This window comes from Amycolatopsis sp. CA-128772 (assembly GCF_002904295.1).
Taxonomy (GTDB): Bacteria; Actinomycetota; Actinomycetes; order Mycobacteriales; family Pseudonocardiaceae; genus Amycolatopsis.
The window spans coordinates 80312-92334 of sequence record NZ_PPHG01000096.1 but is presented as its reverse complement, the minus strand read 5'-3'; the positions used below and the strand labels follow the sequence as shown (position 1 = coordinate 92334).

The 12023-nt window shown below is 71.2% G+C and carries 14 protein-coding genes; 6 read left to right on the top strand and 8 right to left on the bottom strand.

What is annotated here, in order from left to right; translation table 11 throughout:
- Positions 1-11: 11 nt before the first annotated feature.
- From C2L59_RS43175 to C2L59_RS43160, 4 genes are all read right to left on the bottom strand, one after another.
- Complete coding sequence (locus tag C2L59_RS43175) at positions 12-1361, bottom strand: deoxyribodipyrimidine photo-lyase (protein ID WP_103355369.1); 1350 nt, start codon at positions 1359-1361, stop codon at positions 12-14.
- Between the two features lie 61 nt (positions 1362-1422).
- A complete protein-coding gene (locus tag C2L59_RS43170) occupies positions 1423-2736 on the bottom strand; it encodes a citrate synthase (protein ID WP_103355368.1) in 1314 nt (437 codons plus the stop codon).
- Between the two features lie 198 nt (positions 2737-2934).
- Positions 2935-3876: a carbohydrate kinase gene (locus tag C2L59_RS43165; RefSeq protein WP_103355367.1), complete on the bottom strand. Its 942-nt coding sequence runs from the start codon at positions 3874-3876 to the stop codon at positions 2935-2937.
- 41 nt (positions 3877-3917) lie between these two features.
- Positions 3918-4499: a TetR/AcrR family transcriptional regulator gene (locus C2L59_RS43160; RefSeq protein ID WP_103355366.1), complete on the bottom strand. Its 582-nt coding sequence runs from the start codon at positions 4497-4499 to the stop codon at positions 3918-3920.
- A 101-nt stretch (positions 4500-4600) separates the two neighbouring features.
- On the opposite strand from C2L59_RS43160, the gene C2L59_RS43155 reads away from it, so the two are divergent.
- Together C2L59_RS43155 and C2L59_RS43150 are read left to right on the top strand one after the other, a co-directional pair.
- The gene (locus C2L59_RS43155; protein ID WP_103355365.1) at positions 4601-5737 is read left to right on the top strand and encodes an acyl-CoA dehydrogenase family protein; all 1137 of its coding nucleotides are present in this window, start codon (positions 4601-4603) and stop codon (positions 5735-5737) included.
- Positions 5738-5854: 117 nt separating this feature from the next.
- Complete coding sequence (locus tag C2L59_RS43150; protein WP_103355364.1) at positions 5855-6118, top strand: Uma2 family endonuclease; 264 nt, start codon at positions 5855-5857, stop codon at positions 6116-6118.
- Between the two features lie 48 nt (positions 6119-6166).
- Here the strand turns inward: C2L59_RS43150 and C2L59_RS43145 are convergent, their stop codons facing one another.
- The 3 genes from C2L59_RS43145 to C2L59_RS43135 are packed head-to-tail and all read right to left on the bottom strand — an operon-like array spanning position 6167 to position 8771.
- A complete protein-coding gene (locus C2L59_RS43145; protein ID WP_103355363.1) occupies positions 6167-7384 on the bottom strand; it encodes an amidohydrolase in 1218 nt (405 codons plus the stop codon).
- Between the two features lie 20 nt (positions 7385-7404).
- A complete protein-coding gene (locus C2L59_RS43140) occupies positions 7405-7899 on the bottom strand; it encodes a GNAT family N-acetyltransferase (RefSeq protein WP_103355362.1) in 495 nt (164 codons plus the stop codon).
- Positions 7866-8771, bottom strand: a complete 906-nt coding sequence (locus C2L59_RS43135; RefSeq protein WP_103355361.1) for an aldose 1-epimerase family protein — start codon at positions 8769-8771, stop codon at positions 7866-7868. The genes C2L59_RS43140 and C2L59_RS43135 overlap by 34 nt, the downstream gene beginning before the upstream one ends.
- Positions 8772-8837: 66 nt before the next feature.
- Here C2L59_RS43135 and C2L59_RS43130 point away from each other — a divergent pair, with 66 nt between their 5' ends.
- The 4 genes from C2L59_RS43130 to C2L59_RS43115 are packed head-to-tail and all read left to right on the top strand — an operon-like array spanning position 8838 to position 11474.
- Positions 8838-9416, top strand: a complete 579-nt coding sequence (locus C2L59_RS43130) for a TetR/AcrR family transcriptional regulator (RefSeq protein WP_199199678.1) — start codon at positions 8838-8840, stop codon at positions 9414-9416.
- Positions 9416-10249 carry an MBL fold metallo-hydrolase gene (locus tag C2L59_RS43125; RefSeq protein ID WP_103355359.1) on the top strand — a complete coding sequence of 278 codons (834 nt, stop codon included), beginning with the start codon at positions 9416-9418 and terminating at the stop codon, positions 10247-10249. Before C2L59_RS43130 ends, C2L59_RS43125 begins: the two co-directional genes overlap by 1 nt.
- Entirely contained in the window at positions 10246-11070 is an 825-nt protein-coding gene (locus tag C2L59_RS43120) for an MBL fold metallo-hydrolase (RefSeq protein ID WP_103355358.1), read from the top strand. The genes C2L59_RS43125 and C2L59_RS43120 overlap by 4 nt, the downstream gene beginning before the upstream one ends.
- A complete protein-coding gene (locus tag C2L59_RS43115; protein WP_103355357.1) occupies positions 11067-11474 on the top strand; it encodes a DUF5958 family protein in 408 nt (135 codons plus the stop codon). Before C2L59_RS43120 ends, C2L59_RS43115 begins: the two co-directional genes overlap by 4 nt.
- Here the strand turns inward: C2L59_RS43115 and C2L59_RS43110 are convergent.
- Positions 11449-12006 (bottom strand): DUF3558 family protein, encoded by a 558-nt coding sequence (locus tag C2L59_RS43110; RefSeq protein ID WP_103355356.1) that lies wholly within the window; start codon positions 12004-12006, stop codon positions 11449-11451. The genes C2L59_RS43115 and C2L59_RS43110 overlap by 26 nt on opposite strands.
- Between the last annotated feature and the right edge of the window lie 17 nt (positions 12007-12023).

The following is a 12023-nucleotide window of genomic DNA, read 5'->3' as shown; positions in this document are numbered from 1 at the left end:
GGCGGTGCTGATCAGCGGGACGTGATCTTCCCGTACCGCTCCAGGGACACCTGCCGCTCGTGGGCGTGGTCGACCATCGGTTCCGGGTACTCCTCCGGGCGGTCCTTCAGCTGGTGGACCGCCTTGCCCGGGACCGAGCGCAGCTCCGGTACGTACTTCCGCACGTAAGCGCCGTCCGGGTCGAACTTCTCGCCCTGGGTGGTCGGGTTGAAGACGCGGAAGTACGGGGCCGCGTCCGTGCCGCAGCCCGCCACCCACTGCCAGTTCAGCTGGTTGGACGCGAGGTCGCCGTCCACCAGGTGCCGCATGAAGTGGCGGGCGCCCAGCCACCACGGCAGGTGCAGGTCCTTCACCAGGAAGCTCGCGACCACCATCCGCACCCGGTTGTGCATCCAGCCCTCGGCCAGCAGCTGCCGCATGCCGGCGTCCACGATCGGGTAGCCCGTCGTGCCCGCGCACCACCGCTCGAACGCCTCGCGGTCGTCGTCGTGCTCCATGCCGTCGAAGCGCTTGTCGTAGTTCTTGCGGGCCGTTTCCGGGCGGTGCCACAGGACGTCCGCGTGGAACTCGCGCCAGCAGATCTCGCTGCGCAGCGACTTCGCGCCGGCGCGGTCGTCGCCGTCCAGGTCGGCCAGGATGGTCCGCGGGTGGATGTTCCCCCAGCGCAGGTACGGCGAAAGCCGGGTCGTGCCGTCGCGGTCCGGGCGGTCGCGGTCGACGTCGTAGGTGTCGATGCCGCCGGCGAGGAACGCGTGCCAGACATCGAGCGCGGCCTGCTCGCCCGGCTCGGGCAGCGTCGCGGAAACCTTGGGCGGACGCGGCACCTTCAGCGACTTCGGCGGCTCGACCCAGTCCACAAGAGACGGTCCGGTGTCGGCCGGCGAGTGCCAGCCGTGGGCGGTCCAGGCGCGGTAGAACGGCGTGAAGACGCGGTACGGCTCGCCGTCCGGCTTGGTGACGCGCCCGGGCGTCACCGCGTACGGCGAACCCGTCTCGACCCAGTCGATGTTGTTCTCCGCCAACGCTTTCGCGACCTCGGCGTCCCGGCGGCGGCCGTACGGGCCGGTGTCGGCGCTGACGTGCACCGCGGCCGCGCCGATCGCGCGGGCCACGCGGACCACCTCGGCCGCCGGTTCGCCGCGCACCAGCATGAGCCGCCCGCCGAGCTGCTCGTTCAGCTTCTCCAGGCAGCCGTACATGAAGGCTTCGCGCGGGGCACCGCCGGGGGCCAGCAGGTGCTCGTCGAGGACGTAGAGCGCGAGCACGTGCTTGCTGTGCTTCGACGCCTCCAGCAGCGCGGCGTGGTCACCCAGCCGCAGGTCACGGCGGAACCACAGGACAACCGGCGCTTCTTTGGTCACGACGGACAACGATAAACGCCCCGCCGTGCGGGTGCACGACGGGGCGTTTCCGGCGGAAAACTCAGCGCTCGGTGATCGGGGTGTAGTCCCGCGACGCGTGGCCGGTGTAGATCTGCCGCGGGCGGCCGATCTTGGTGGCCGGGTCGTTGATCATCTCGCGCCAGTGCGCGATCCAGCCCGGGAGCCGGCCCAGCGCGAACAGCACCGTGAAGAACTTCGTCGGGAAGCCCAGCGCCCGATAGATCAGACCGGTGTAGAAGTCCACGTTCGGGTACAGCTTCCGCTCGATGAAGTAATCGTCGGAAAGCGCCGTCTCTTCGAGCTTCTTGGCGATGTCGAGCAGCTGGTCGCCGCCCTTCAGCTTGCCGAGGATCTCGTCCGCGGTGCTCTTGATGATCTTCGCGCGCGGGTCGTAGTTCTTGTAGACCCGGTGCCCGAAGCCCATCAGCTTCACACCCTTTTCCTTGTTCTTCACCCGCTCGACGAACTTGGCGACGTCGCCGCCGTCGGCCTGGATGCCCTCGAGCATGTCCAGGACCGCCGCGTTCGCGCCGCCGTGCAGCGGGCCGAAGAGGGCGTTGATGCCGGCCGAAATCGACGCGAACAGGTTCGCCTCGGACGAGCCGACCAGGCGCACGGTCGAGGTCGAGCAGTTCTGCTCGTGGTCGGCGTGCAGGATGAACAGCAGGTCGAGCGCCTTGACGACGTCCGGGTCGACGTCGTAGGGCTCGGCCGGGAAGCCGAACGTCATCCGCAGGAAGTTCTCGACCAGGCCGAGCGAGTTGTCCGGGTACAGCAGCGGCTGGCCCACGGACTTCTTGTACGCGTACGCAGCCAGGGTCGGGACCTTGGCCAGCAGGCGGATGGTCGACAGCTCCACGTTCGGCTCGTCGAACGGGTCGAGCGAGTCCTGGTAGAAGGTCGACAGGGCCGAGACCGCGCTGGACAGCACCGGCATCGGGTGCGCGTCGCGCGGGAAGCCGCTGAAGAACGCCTTCAGGTCCTCGTGCAGCAGGGTGTGGCGCTGGATCTTCTCGGTGAAGTCGGCCAGCTGGGTCTCGGTCGGCAGTTCGCCGTAGATCAGCAGGTAGGAGACCTCGACGAAGGTCGACTTCTCCGCCAGCTGCTCGATCGGGTAACCGCGGTAGCGGAGGATGCCGGCGTCACCGTCGATGTAGGCGATGGCGGACGACGCGGCGCCGGTGTTGACGAAACCGGGGTCGTAGGTGATGTACCCCGTCTGCGCCAGCAGCTTCCCCAGTTCGATCCCGGGCGCGCCCTCGACCGGGTGCACGAGCTTGAACTCGTGCTCGCCATTCGGCAGGGTCAGCTTCGCGGTTCCGCCGGACTGCCCCGCAGTCGTCGCGTCGGACATGCAAGTCCCTCTCACGTTCGGGCACGGGCCGGCGGCGCCTGTACGTTTCACAGGTAGCCACGTGTTCACGCGAGGAAACGCTGGCGCCTCGCTGCACACCGCCCCGCTGGGGTATGAAGAATGCCCCACCACGCTAGTCGAGAAACCCGCTTTCGCGCAGCGGTGACGTTGCTCCTGGGCCCCCCTTTGGGACCAGGTTCACACGGCGGACGCCAGATCGGCCGAAGTCGGCGGCTCCGCGCCGCTGCGGGACACCGTGATCGACGCCGCTTTCGCGGCGAACGCCAGCGCCTCGCGCCACGCGTCCGCGTCGAGGGAGGCCAGGTCCGCGGCCTGATGGGTGTGCAGCCAGGCCAGTAGCGCCCCCTGGACGGTGTCGCCCGCGCCGATCGTGTCGACGACGGTGACCTTCCGCGAGGGCACGTGGGCCAGCTCACCTGCGGCGGTGATCACCGAGAGCCCGTCGGCGCCCCGGGTGAGCACGACGGCGTCCACACCGGACTCGACCCACGTCTTCGCGGCGGCGACCGGGTCGGCGCCGCCGGTGAGCCACGCGGTGTCGTCGTCGGAGATCTTGAGCAGCCGGACGTCCGGCAGCCAGGACGCGAACCGCGCCCGGTAGGCGGCCGGGTCGGTGATCAGCGCCTCGCGGATGTTGGGGTCGAGGGCGGTCAGGACGCCGCGGGCCGCCTCGCGCCGCAGCATCGCCTCGTAGGCCGACGCGCCGGGCTCGAGGACCATGCCGAGGGTGCCGAGGGAGAGCGCGGTCACGTTCTCCGGCAGCGGACCCGGGTCGGCGACGAGCCGGTCGGCGGTGCCTTCGACGTAGAAGGAGTACCGGGCGGCGCCCTTCGCGTCGAGCGCCACGACGGCGAGCGTCGTCGGTTCGTCGCCGCGCTGCAGCAGCGAGGTGTCGACGGCGGAGGCGTGCAGCCGCTCGACCATCGCTTCGCCGAAACGGTCGGTGGAGACGCGCGACAGGAACGCCGCCGGCACGCCGAGCCGGCCGGCGGCCAGCGCGACGTTGTACGGGCCGCCGCCGAGCCGCGGCAGCAGCGCGCGCAGCCCTCCGTCCACAGTGGAATCCAGGGGGTCGCCGGGAACCAGGTCGACCAGAGCTTCTCCGCCTACGACGATCACGCGGGCAGTTTAATTGACCCGGGGCTGACAATTCCTGTCCGCTATTTGTCGAGCCCTCCGAGCAGCAGTTCCCCCAAAGCGGTGAACGCGTCGGCGTCGGAGACGTCGGTCCGGCGGCCGAGCACGCCGGTCTGGATGCCTTCGATGATCAGCCCGGTCATCTCGGCGACCAGCCGGGCGTGGACGTCCCGGAAGACGCCTTCGGCGACGCCCTGGTCGATGAACTGCCGGAGCCGTTTCGCGGCGAACCGGCTGTTCAGCTGGTAGGCGTCGCGCGTGGGCCCGAACCCGGCGAGGTCGCGCATGAAGGCGGCGGACGCCCGGTTGAGGTGCTCGGAGACGCCGGCCAGGTACTCGGCGATGAGCTTGCGGGCGTCGTCGATGCCGGCGACGCGCTCCTCGATCCGCTCGGCGGCGCCCCGGAAGAACTGGGTGACGACCTTGACGGCGAGCTGCTCCTTGCTGGGCGCGAGCGCGTAGAGCGTCGACTTCGAGCAGCGGAGGCGGCCGGCGAGGTCGTCGAGGGTGAAGTCCGCGAAGCCCTCGGCCAGGAAGAGCGCCTCCAGGTCGGCGAGCAGAGCGCGCTGCCGAGCGGTCGGCCGGCGGCGGGGTTCGGGGCGCATCGGCTCACTATCTCCTACGTCTTCCGGCCACCCCAGTCCCGTCGTACTGTACTCTGATCGAGCCCACAGTACTGTTTTCAGTACCGCTTTGGAGGACAACGATGCCCGCCGAACGCCTGCTGCCCTCTCCGGAGGCTGAGGACCTGGTCGCCTTGACCAGGGAAATCGCGCGCGACGAACTCGCCCCGCGGGCGGCAGCGGCGGAGGAAGCCGAGCAGTTCCCCCGCGAGCAGTTCCGGCTGCTGGGCAAGTCCGGCCTGCTGGGCCTGCCGTACGCCGAGCGCTGGGGTGGCGGGGCGGTGCCGTACGAGGTGTACCTGCAGGTCCTGGAGGAGATCGCGGCGGCGTGGATGACGGTCGGCGTCGGCCTGTCGGTGCACACGATGTCCTGCTACGCGCTGTCGGAGTACGGCACCGACGAGCAGCGCGACCAGTGGCTGCCGGACATGCTCGAAGGCTCGCTGCTGGGTGCGTACGCGCTGTCGGAGACGCAGGCGGGCTCGGACGCGGCGGCGCTCTCGACCCGCGCGCGCCTGGACGGCCCGGACTACGTCGTCAACGGCACGAAGGCGTGGATCACCCACGCGGGGGTGGCGGACTTCTACACGACGATGGTCCGCACGGGCGATGCGGAGATCTCGACCCTGCTGGTGCCGGGCGCGACCGAAGGCCTCTCGGCGGCCCCGCGCGAACGGAAGATGGGGCTCACCGGGTCCCCGACCGCCCAGATGATCTTCTCCGACGCCCGGGTCCCGGCCTCGCGGCGGCTGGGAGAACCGGGCGCCGGGCTCCGCATCGCGCTGGCGTCCCTGAGCTCGGGCCGGCTCGGGATCGCGGCGTGCGCGGTGGGCCTGGCGCAGGCGGCCCTGGACGAAGCGGTGGCGTACGCGAAGGGCCGCACGCAGTTCGGCCGCCCGATCGCGGACTTCCAGGGGGTCGAGTTCCTCCTGGCGGACATGGCGGCGACGGTGGAGTCATCCCGCGCGATGTACCTCGACGCGGCCCGCCGCCGCGACCGCGGCCTGCCGTTCCAGCGGCAGGCATCGATCGCGAAACTGGTGGCCACGGACGGCGCGATGAAGGTGACGACGGACGCGGTCCAGGTGCTCGGCGGGGCCGGCTACACGCGGGACTTCCCGGTGGAGCGGTACATGCGCGAGGCGAAGGTGCCGCAGATCTTCGAGGGGACGAACCAGATCCAGCGGGTGGTCATCGCGCGGGAACTGAAGAAGGCTTAGCCGGTCGAGGGAACGGTGTCACACGCTCGGTACAGATACGGTTACTCGTGATTGCACCTGAGCCCCCTGCTCATCGTCGAGAGAGCGGGGATTGCCCGGATTCGTCGGGACGGCGCCATGCTTCGAGCCGAGGAAGTCGCCGTCGTCATCGAGGTCGCCTCCCCCGGCTCGAAGCGCACCGACTACCAGGTCAAGCACGACGAATACGCCGACGCCGGCATCCCGCACCACTGGATCGTCGACACGAGCGAGGCCATCTCGCTGCTCGCGTGTCACCACGCGGGCGAGTTCGGGTACCTGGACGCTTCCGCGGTCACCGGCACCTTCACCACCGACGTCCCGTTCCCGGTCAAGCTCGACCTCGACGCCCTTCTCGACTGATCGGGCGGCACGCCGGAACCGCCCGGTTACCGGCGTGCCGCCCGAAACTCAGCGAGGCTCGCGGTAGCGGCGGTCCTTCGACACGCCCTCGCCCAGCGACTCGTCGAAGTGGTACACCTCGTCGCCGCGGACGAACACGCGCAGGGCGCGGTTCATCACGTCCAGCGGGTCGCCCGACCACAGCACCACGTCCGCGTCCAGGCCCGGCTTGAGCGAGCCGATCTGCCCGTCCAGGCCCAGCATCGACGCCGGGTTGATCGTCAGCGACCGCAGGGCCGTGGCCGGGTCGAGGCCGTCCTTCACAGCCAGGGCCGCCTGGTACACCAGGAAGTTGATCGGGATCACCGGGTGGTCCGTCGTGATCGCGATCTTCACCCCCGCCCGCGCCAGGATGCCCGCCGAGCGCAGCGTGCGGTTGCGCAGTTCGACCTTGGACTTCGTCGTGAACAGCGGCCCGAGGATGACCGGCACGTCCCGCGAAGCCAGCAGGTCCGCGATCAGGTGGCCCTCGGTGCCGTGGTTGATCACCAGCTTGTAGCCGAATTCGTCCGCCAGGCGCAGCGCCGTCACGATGTCGTCCGCGCGGTGGACGTGCTGGTCCCAGTACAGCTCGCCGTCGAGGACCTTCGACAGCGTCTCCAGCGTCAGGTCGACCTCGTGCGGCTTGCCCTCGGACTCCGCGTGCGCGCGCTTGGCCTGGTAGTTGCGGGCCTTGGTGAACGCCTCGCGCAGGATCGCCGCGACACCCAGCCGCGTCGACGGCGTCTGCTTCTTGTCGCCGTACACCCGCTTCGGGTTCTCGCCGAGCGCGCTCTTCACGCTGACGTGCTCCGCGAACGTCATGTCCAGGATGCTGCGGCCCCACGTCTTGACGCCGATCGTCTGGCCGCCGATCGGGTTGCCCGAGCCGGGCTTGATGACGACGCTGGTCACGCCGCCCGCCAGCGCGTCGTCGAAGCCGGGCTCGTACGGGTCGATGCCGTCGACGGCGCGGAAGCGGGCGCCGTTCGGGTCGGTCATCTCGTTCGTGTCGTTGCCCGCCCAGCCCTCGCCGTCCTCGTGCACGCCGAGGTGGGCGTGGGCGTCGAAGAAGCCGGGCAGCACCCAGGTGCCGGCCGCGTCGACCAGTTCGGCGTCCTCCGGGATGTCGACTTCGGCCTCGGTGCCGACCGCGACGATCCGGCCGCCGTCGATCAGGACCGTGCCGCCCTCGATGGGATCACCGTCGATGGGGACGACATAGCCCCCGACAATTGCCTTCGCCATAGTTCGCCACGCTAACGAACTCACCCCGGTGCGCGCACGCGGGCCTTCTCCAAGTGCACCAGTTCGTGGTTGTGTTCGGGCGTCCGGTGCGTCTCCCGGTAGCCGTGCTTGGCGTACAGGTGCCGCGGCCCGGTGCTCTCCGAGCCCGTGAACAGCCGGAACAGCGTCACCTCCGGCGGCGCCGCCGACTCCGCGAACCGCAGCAGCCCGCCACCCAGCCCGGCCCCCTGCCGATCCGGCGCCACGACCAAGCGGCCGATCACGCCGACCGCACCCGACACCGTCAGCCGCACCGACGCCACCAGGCGGCCCGACTCGCGGATCCCCCAGGACAGGCCGGACAGGGCCACCCGCGTCTCGTCGAGCGTCTCCAGCAGGGGCGGCAGGTCGAGGTCGCCGTGCGCGCGGGCCTCGGTGACGTACGCGGCGCGTTGCAGCGTCAGCACTTCGCCCGCGTCGGCGACGCTCAGGCGAAGCGGCTTCACGGGACCCGGATGCCCCAGCTGCCCGACCACGACGCCGCCGGTTCCAGCTCGATCAGGTCGGTGCCCGTGTTGAGCGCGTCGGCCGGGCAGGTCATCGGCTCGATGGCGACCGCGCGGCCGCGGCCGACCAGGTCGTCCGGGGTGAACACCTGCGCCCAGCGGAAGTCGGGGCCGGTCCAGACCAGCAGCTGCTGCTCGTCGTGGGCCAGGACGATGTGGTGCCGGCCGTCCTCGGCGGCGCTCAGCCCGCCGAACGCCGTGTCCAGGTCGACGCCCGCCAGGAGCCGGCCGCCGCGGAAGTCGTAGTCCGTGCCCTCGACGTCCTGCTCCTCGGCGTAGGGCAGCTGCTCGTCGGGCAGCGACGGCCGGACGCGGCTCGCCGGCAGCGTCAGGGTCACCTCGTCGGTCGGGACGTCGCCGAGGCGGAAGTACGGGTGCGTGCCGACGCCGACACCGATCGGCTGCTCGCCTTCGTTGCGGAGTTCGTGGGTGACGACCAGTTCGCGCGGGGTCACCTCGTAGGTCACGCTCGCCCGCAGCGGCACCGGCCAGCCGGGCTGCACCGCGACGTCGACGGCCAGGGTGATCGACGACTCGGCGTGCTCCACCAGCTCCCACTCGAGGTGGCGGGTCAGGCCGTGGATGGCGTTGCCGCGCGCCTCCTCGGTGATCTCCAGCTGCTGCGGCTCACCCTGGAAGGTCCACCGGCCGCCCTTGGTCCGGTTCGGCCACGGCAGCAGGATCTGCCCGGCGGCCTTCGGCGGGTGCGCGTCTTCGGGGAACTCCTCGACGTACGGGACGCCGCCGACTTCGAACGCGCGCAGCCCGGCGCCGATTTCGGTGACGACGGCGCGCGCGTTGCCGCGGGTGATCTCGAACTGCTGACCGGTCGGGTTGCCCATGCGCAGCACCTTACCGATCCGCGAAGTAACTAGACCGGTCGTCATAGTTTGCGCTACGGTCGGGTCATGGTTCGCCGCACCGACACGCGGCAGCGGATGCTCGACACCGCCGCCGACCTGTTCCACACGCAGGGCTACCACGCCACCGGCCTCACCCAGCTGACGACGGCCGGTGGCGCGCCGAAGGGGTCGCTCTACTTCCACTTCCCCGGCGGCAAGGAACAGCTGGCCGCCGAAGCCGTCCGGTTGTCGAGCGAACGCACCGGCGCCCTCCTCGAAGCCATCCTGGCCGACGCGCCCGATCCCGCGACGGCGATCGGCCGGGCCGTCGACGCGCTCGCGGCCTTCCTGACCGGATCGGACTTCCAGCGCGGCTGTCCACTCGCGACGGTCGCCCTGGACGCCGCCGCGACGAGCGAGCCCATCCGGGAAGCCTGCGCGGACGGCTACGCGTCCTGGCACGGCGTCCTCAGTGGATACCTGGCCGGCCGAGGGCTCTCGGCCGAGCGCGCGGACGAGCTCGCCACCATCGTGCTCGCCGCGATCGAAGGCGGGCTGCTGCTGGCCCGCACCCGCCGCGACCTCGCGCCAATGCATGCCGTCGCCACCCACCTGCACACGACCCTCGACCGGGAGTTCTCCTGATGCGTGTCCACCACCTGAACTGCGGCACCATGCGCCCGCCCGGCGGCCGGCTGATCGACGGCCGGCCCGGCCTGTTCCGGCGCGCCACCATGGTCTGCCACTGCCTGCTGCTGGAGACGGACACCGGTCTCGTGCTCGTCGAAACCGGCATGGGCACGCCCGCCGCGGTCGACCGGAACGCCTGGCTGGGCGCAGGCTTCGTCCGCCGGTCGAACCCGGTCGAAGATCCCGCGCAGACCGCGATCGCACAGATCCGCGCGCTCGGCTTCGACCCGGCCGACGTCCGCGACATCGTGCTGACCCACCTCGACCTGGACCACGCGGGCGGGCTGATCGACTTCCCGTGGGCGCGGGTGCACGTGTACGCCGAGGAGCTGCGGGCGTTCCGGCAGCCGCGTGACGCCGCCGAACGCGGACGGTACCGCCGGATCCAGTTCGCGCACGGTCCACAGTGGACGTCCTATGCGGACACCGGCGAGCCGTGGTTCGGCTTCGGCGCCGTCCGGCCGCTCGACGGCGTGGGCCCGGAGGTCCTGCTGGTCCCGCTGGCCGGGCACACCCGCGGGCACGCCGGGGTCGCCGTCGACACCGGCCACGGCTGGCTGTTCAACGCCGGCGACTCGTACTTCTTCCACGGCCAGCTCTCGGCCGACCCGCACTGCCCGCCCGGCCTGAAGTGGTTCGAGGGCCGTATGGAGACGGTGCCGCGCGCCCGGCTGGACAATCACCGCCGCCTGCGCCAGCTTGTTCAAGAGCACGGCGACGAGGTGACCGTCTTCGCCGCGCACGACGAGACCGAGTTCCTCCGGCTGAGCACCAGGAGCAGCGTATGAAGGTGCACCACCTCAACTGCGGGACCATGCGGCCGGCCGGCGGCAAGCTCCTCGACGGGCGGCCCGGCCTGCTGCGGCGGGCGGAGCTGGTCGCCCACTGCCTGCTGGTCGAGACCGGCGACGGCCTGGTCCTGGTCGACACCGGCTTCGGCACCCAGGCCGTGGCCCGCCCCGGCGAGTGGCTGGGCCGGCCGTTCATGGCGCTGGTCGGGGCCCGCGTCGAGGCGGCGGAGACGGCCGTCGCTCAGATCAAGGCCCTCGGCCTGGACCCGGCCGACGTCCGGCACGTCATCGCGACGCACCTGGACGTCGACCACGCGGGCGGGCTGGCGGACTTCCCGAACGCCGTGGTGCACGTCCGCGCGGAGGAGCACCGGGCGGCAACGGCCCCGGCGAACGCGGCCGAGAAGAACCGCTACCGCGCGGCGCAGTTCGCCCACCGCCCGCTGTGGAGCACCTACGACGAGACCGGCGAGCCGTGGTTCGGCTTCGAGGCGGTCCGCTCGCTGAAGGGCCTGCCGGAAGAGATCCTCCTGGTCCCGCTGACCGGCCACACGCGCGGCCACACGGGCGTGGCGATCGACAAGGGCGACGGCTGGCTCCTGCACGCGGGCGACGCGTACTTCTTCCACGGCCAGCTGGACCCGGTGGCCCCGCACTGCCCGCCGGGTTTGACGGCGTTCCAGAACATCGTCCAGACCCTGCGCGGGCCGAGGCTGGAGAACCTGGCGAGGCTGCACGAGCTGGCGCGGGAGCACCAGGACGAGGTGACGGTGTTCTCGGCGCACAGCCCGGTGGAGCTCGCCGCCCTGCGGCGGTGACGCCCGACGAGCGCGCGATCCGGCTGAACGAGCTCGCCCAGGGCCTGCGGTCACTCGACGACGAGACCCGCTGGTTCGAGCGCCAGGACCCGGCGGTCCGCCGGGCCATCCTGGCCGAGCTGGCTTTTTACGCGTGGCAGGCGAGAGCCGCCGAGCAGGACCGCGACGCGGCGATCCGCCGCGCCGGCATCAAGCCCGGCGACACGGCGGCGGTCCTGCTGCGGGCCGGCGTGCCGCACGTGCAGCTGCGGAAGATCTGCGCGCTGCCGGACTACCAGCAGGTGCCCGCGTTCCGCCTGCTGGCGGCCCTGTTCGGCGTGGCGGACGACCGGCGGCGCGCGCAGTGCGCCGGGCAGTGCACACACCCGTGGCACCAGCTCAGCTCGCGGCGAGGGCCTGCTTGACGAGCGGGGCGAGCTGCTCCGCCGTCATCTTCGCCGGGCCGGTGTAGTTGATCAGCACCGGCGTGCCCGACACGAGCTCGGCCGAGGCGAGGGTCGCCGTTTTCTGCTCGTCCACGTAGTACACCGCGCCGTCCGGGAAGCCCGGGACGTCCGTTGCGCCCGGCTTCGCCTTTTTGATCGATGCCAGCATCTCGGCCGGCTTGCCCTGCTTGCCCTCGTAGCGCGTCACCGCGAGCGCGCCCGCGGCCTTGCCGTCGTGCTGGTACTCGCAGCTGCGGGCCTTGCCGCCGTTGGCCGCGCTGTCCTGCACCGGGCCCGGGACCGCCTTCAGGTTGTCGAGGAACAGCGCCTTCGACACGGCCTCGGCGGGCAGCAGCTTGCACGGGTCCAGCGCCGCCGCGGCGGCGTTCGAGCTGGGTGCAGGCTTGGGGGCCGGCTTCGGGGCGGCGGACGACGAGGGGGCCGGCTGGTCTCCCGACGAGCAGGCGGTCAAAGCGGCGAATGCGACAAAAGCGACGACCAAGGTACGCATGTCCGCACCCTAGCCCG

Coding starts and splice junctions, on each gene's coding strand:
- C2L59_RS43145 (WP_103355363.1), bottom strand. CDS start 7,384: ATGGCGAAGGCAATTGTCGGGGGCTATGTCGTCCCCATCGACGGTGAT.
- C2L59_RS43110 (WP_103355356.1), bottom strand. CDS start 12,006: ATGCGTACCTTGGTCGTCGCTTTTGTCGCATTCGCCGCTTTGACCGCC.
- C2L59_RS43150 (WP_103355364.1), top strand. CDS start 5,855: ATGCTTCGAGCCGAGGAAGTCGCCGTCGTCATCGAGGTCGCCTCCCCC.
- C2L59_RS43155 (WP_103355365.1), top strand. CDS start 4,601: ATGCCCGCCGAACGCCTGCTGCCCTCTCCGGAGGCTGAGGACCTGGTC.
- C2L59_RS43170 (WP_103355368.1), bottom strand. CDS start 2,736: ATGTCCGACGCGACGACTGCGGGGCAGTCCGGCGGAACCGCGAAGCTG.
- C2L59_RS43120 (WP_103355358.1), top strand. CDS start 10,246: ATGAAGGTGCACCACCTCAACTGCGGGACCATGCGGCCGGCCGGCGGC.
- C2L59_RS43160 (WP_103355366.1), bottom strand. CDS start 4,499: ATGCGCCCCGAACCCCGCCGCCGGCCGACCGCTCGGCAGCGCGCTCTG.
- C2L59_RS43125 (WP_103355359.1), top strand. CDS start 9,416: ATGCGTGTCCACCACCTGAACTGCGGCACCATGCGCCCGCCCGGCGGC.
- C2L59_RS43135 (WP_103355361.1), bottom strand. CDS start 8,771: ATGGGCAACCCGACCGGTCAGCAGTTCGAGATCACCCGCGGCAACGCG.
- C2L59_RS43130 (WP_199199678.1), top strand. CDS start 8,838: ATGGTTCGCCGCACCGACACGCGGCAGCGGATGCTCGACACCGCCGCC.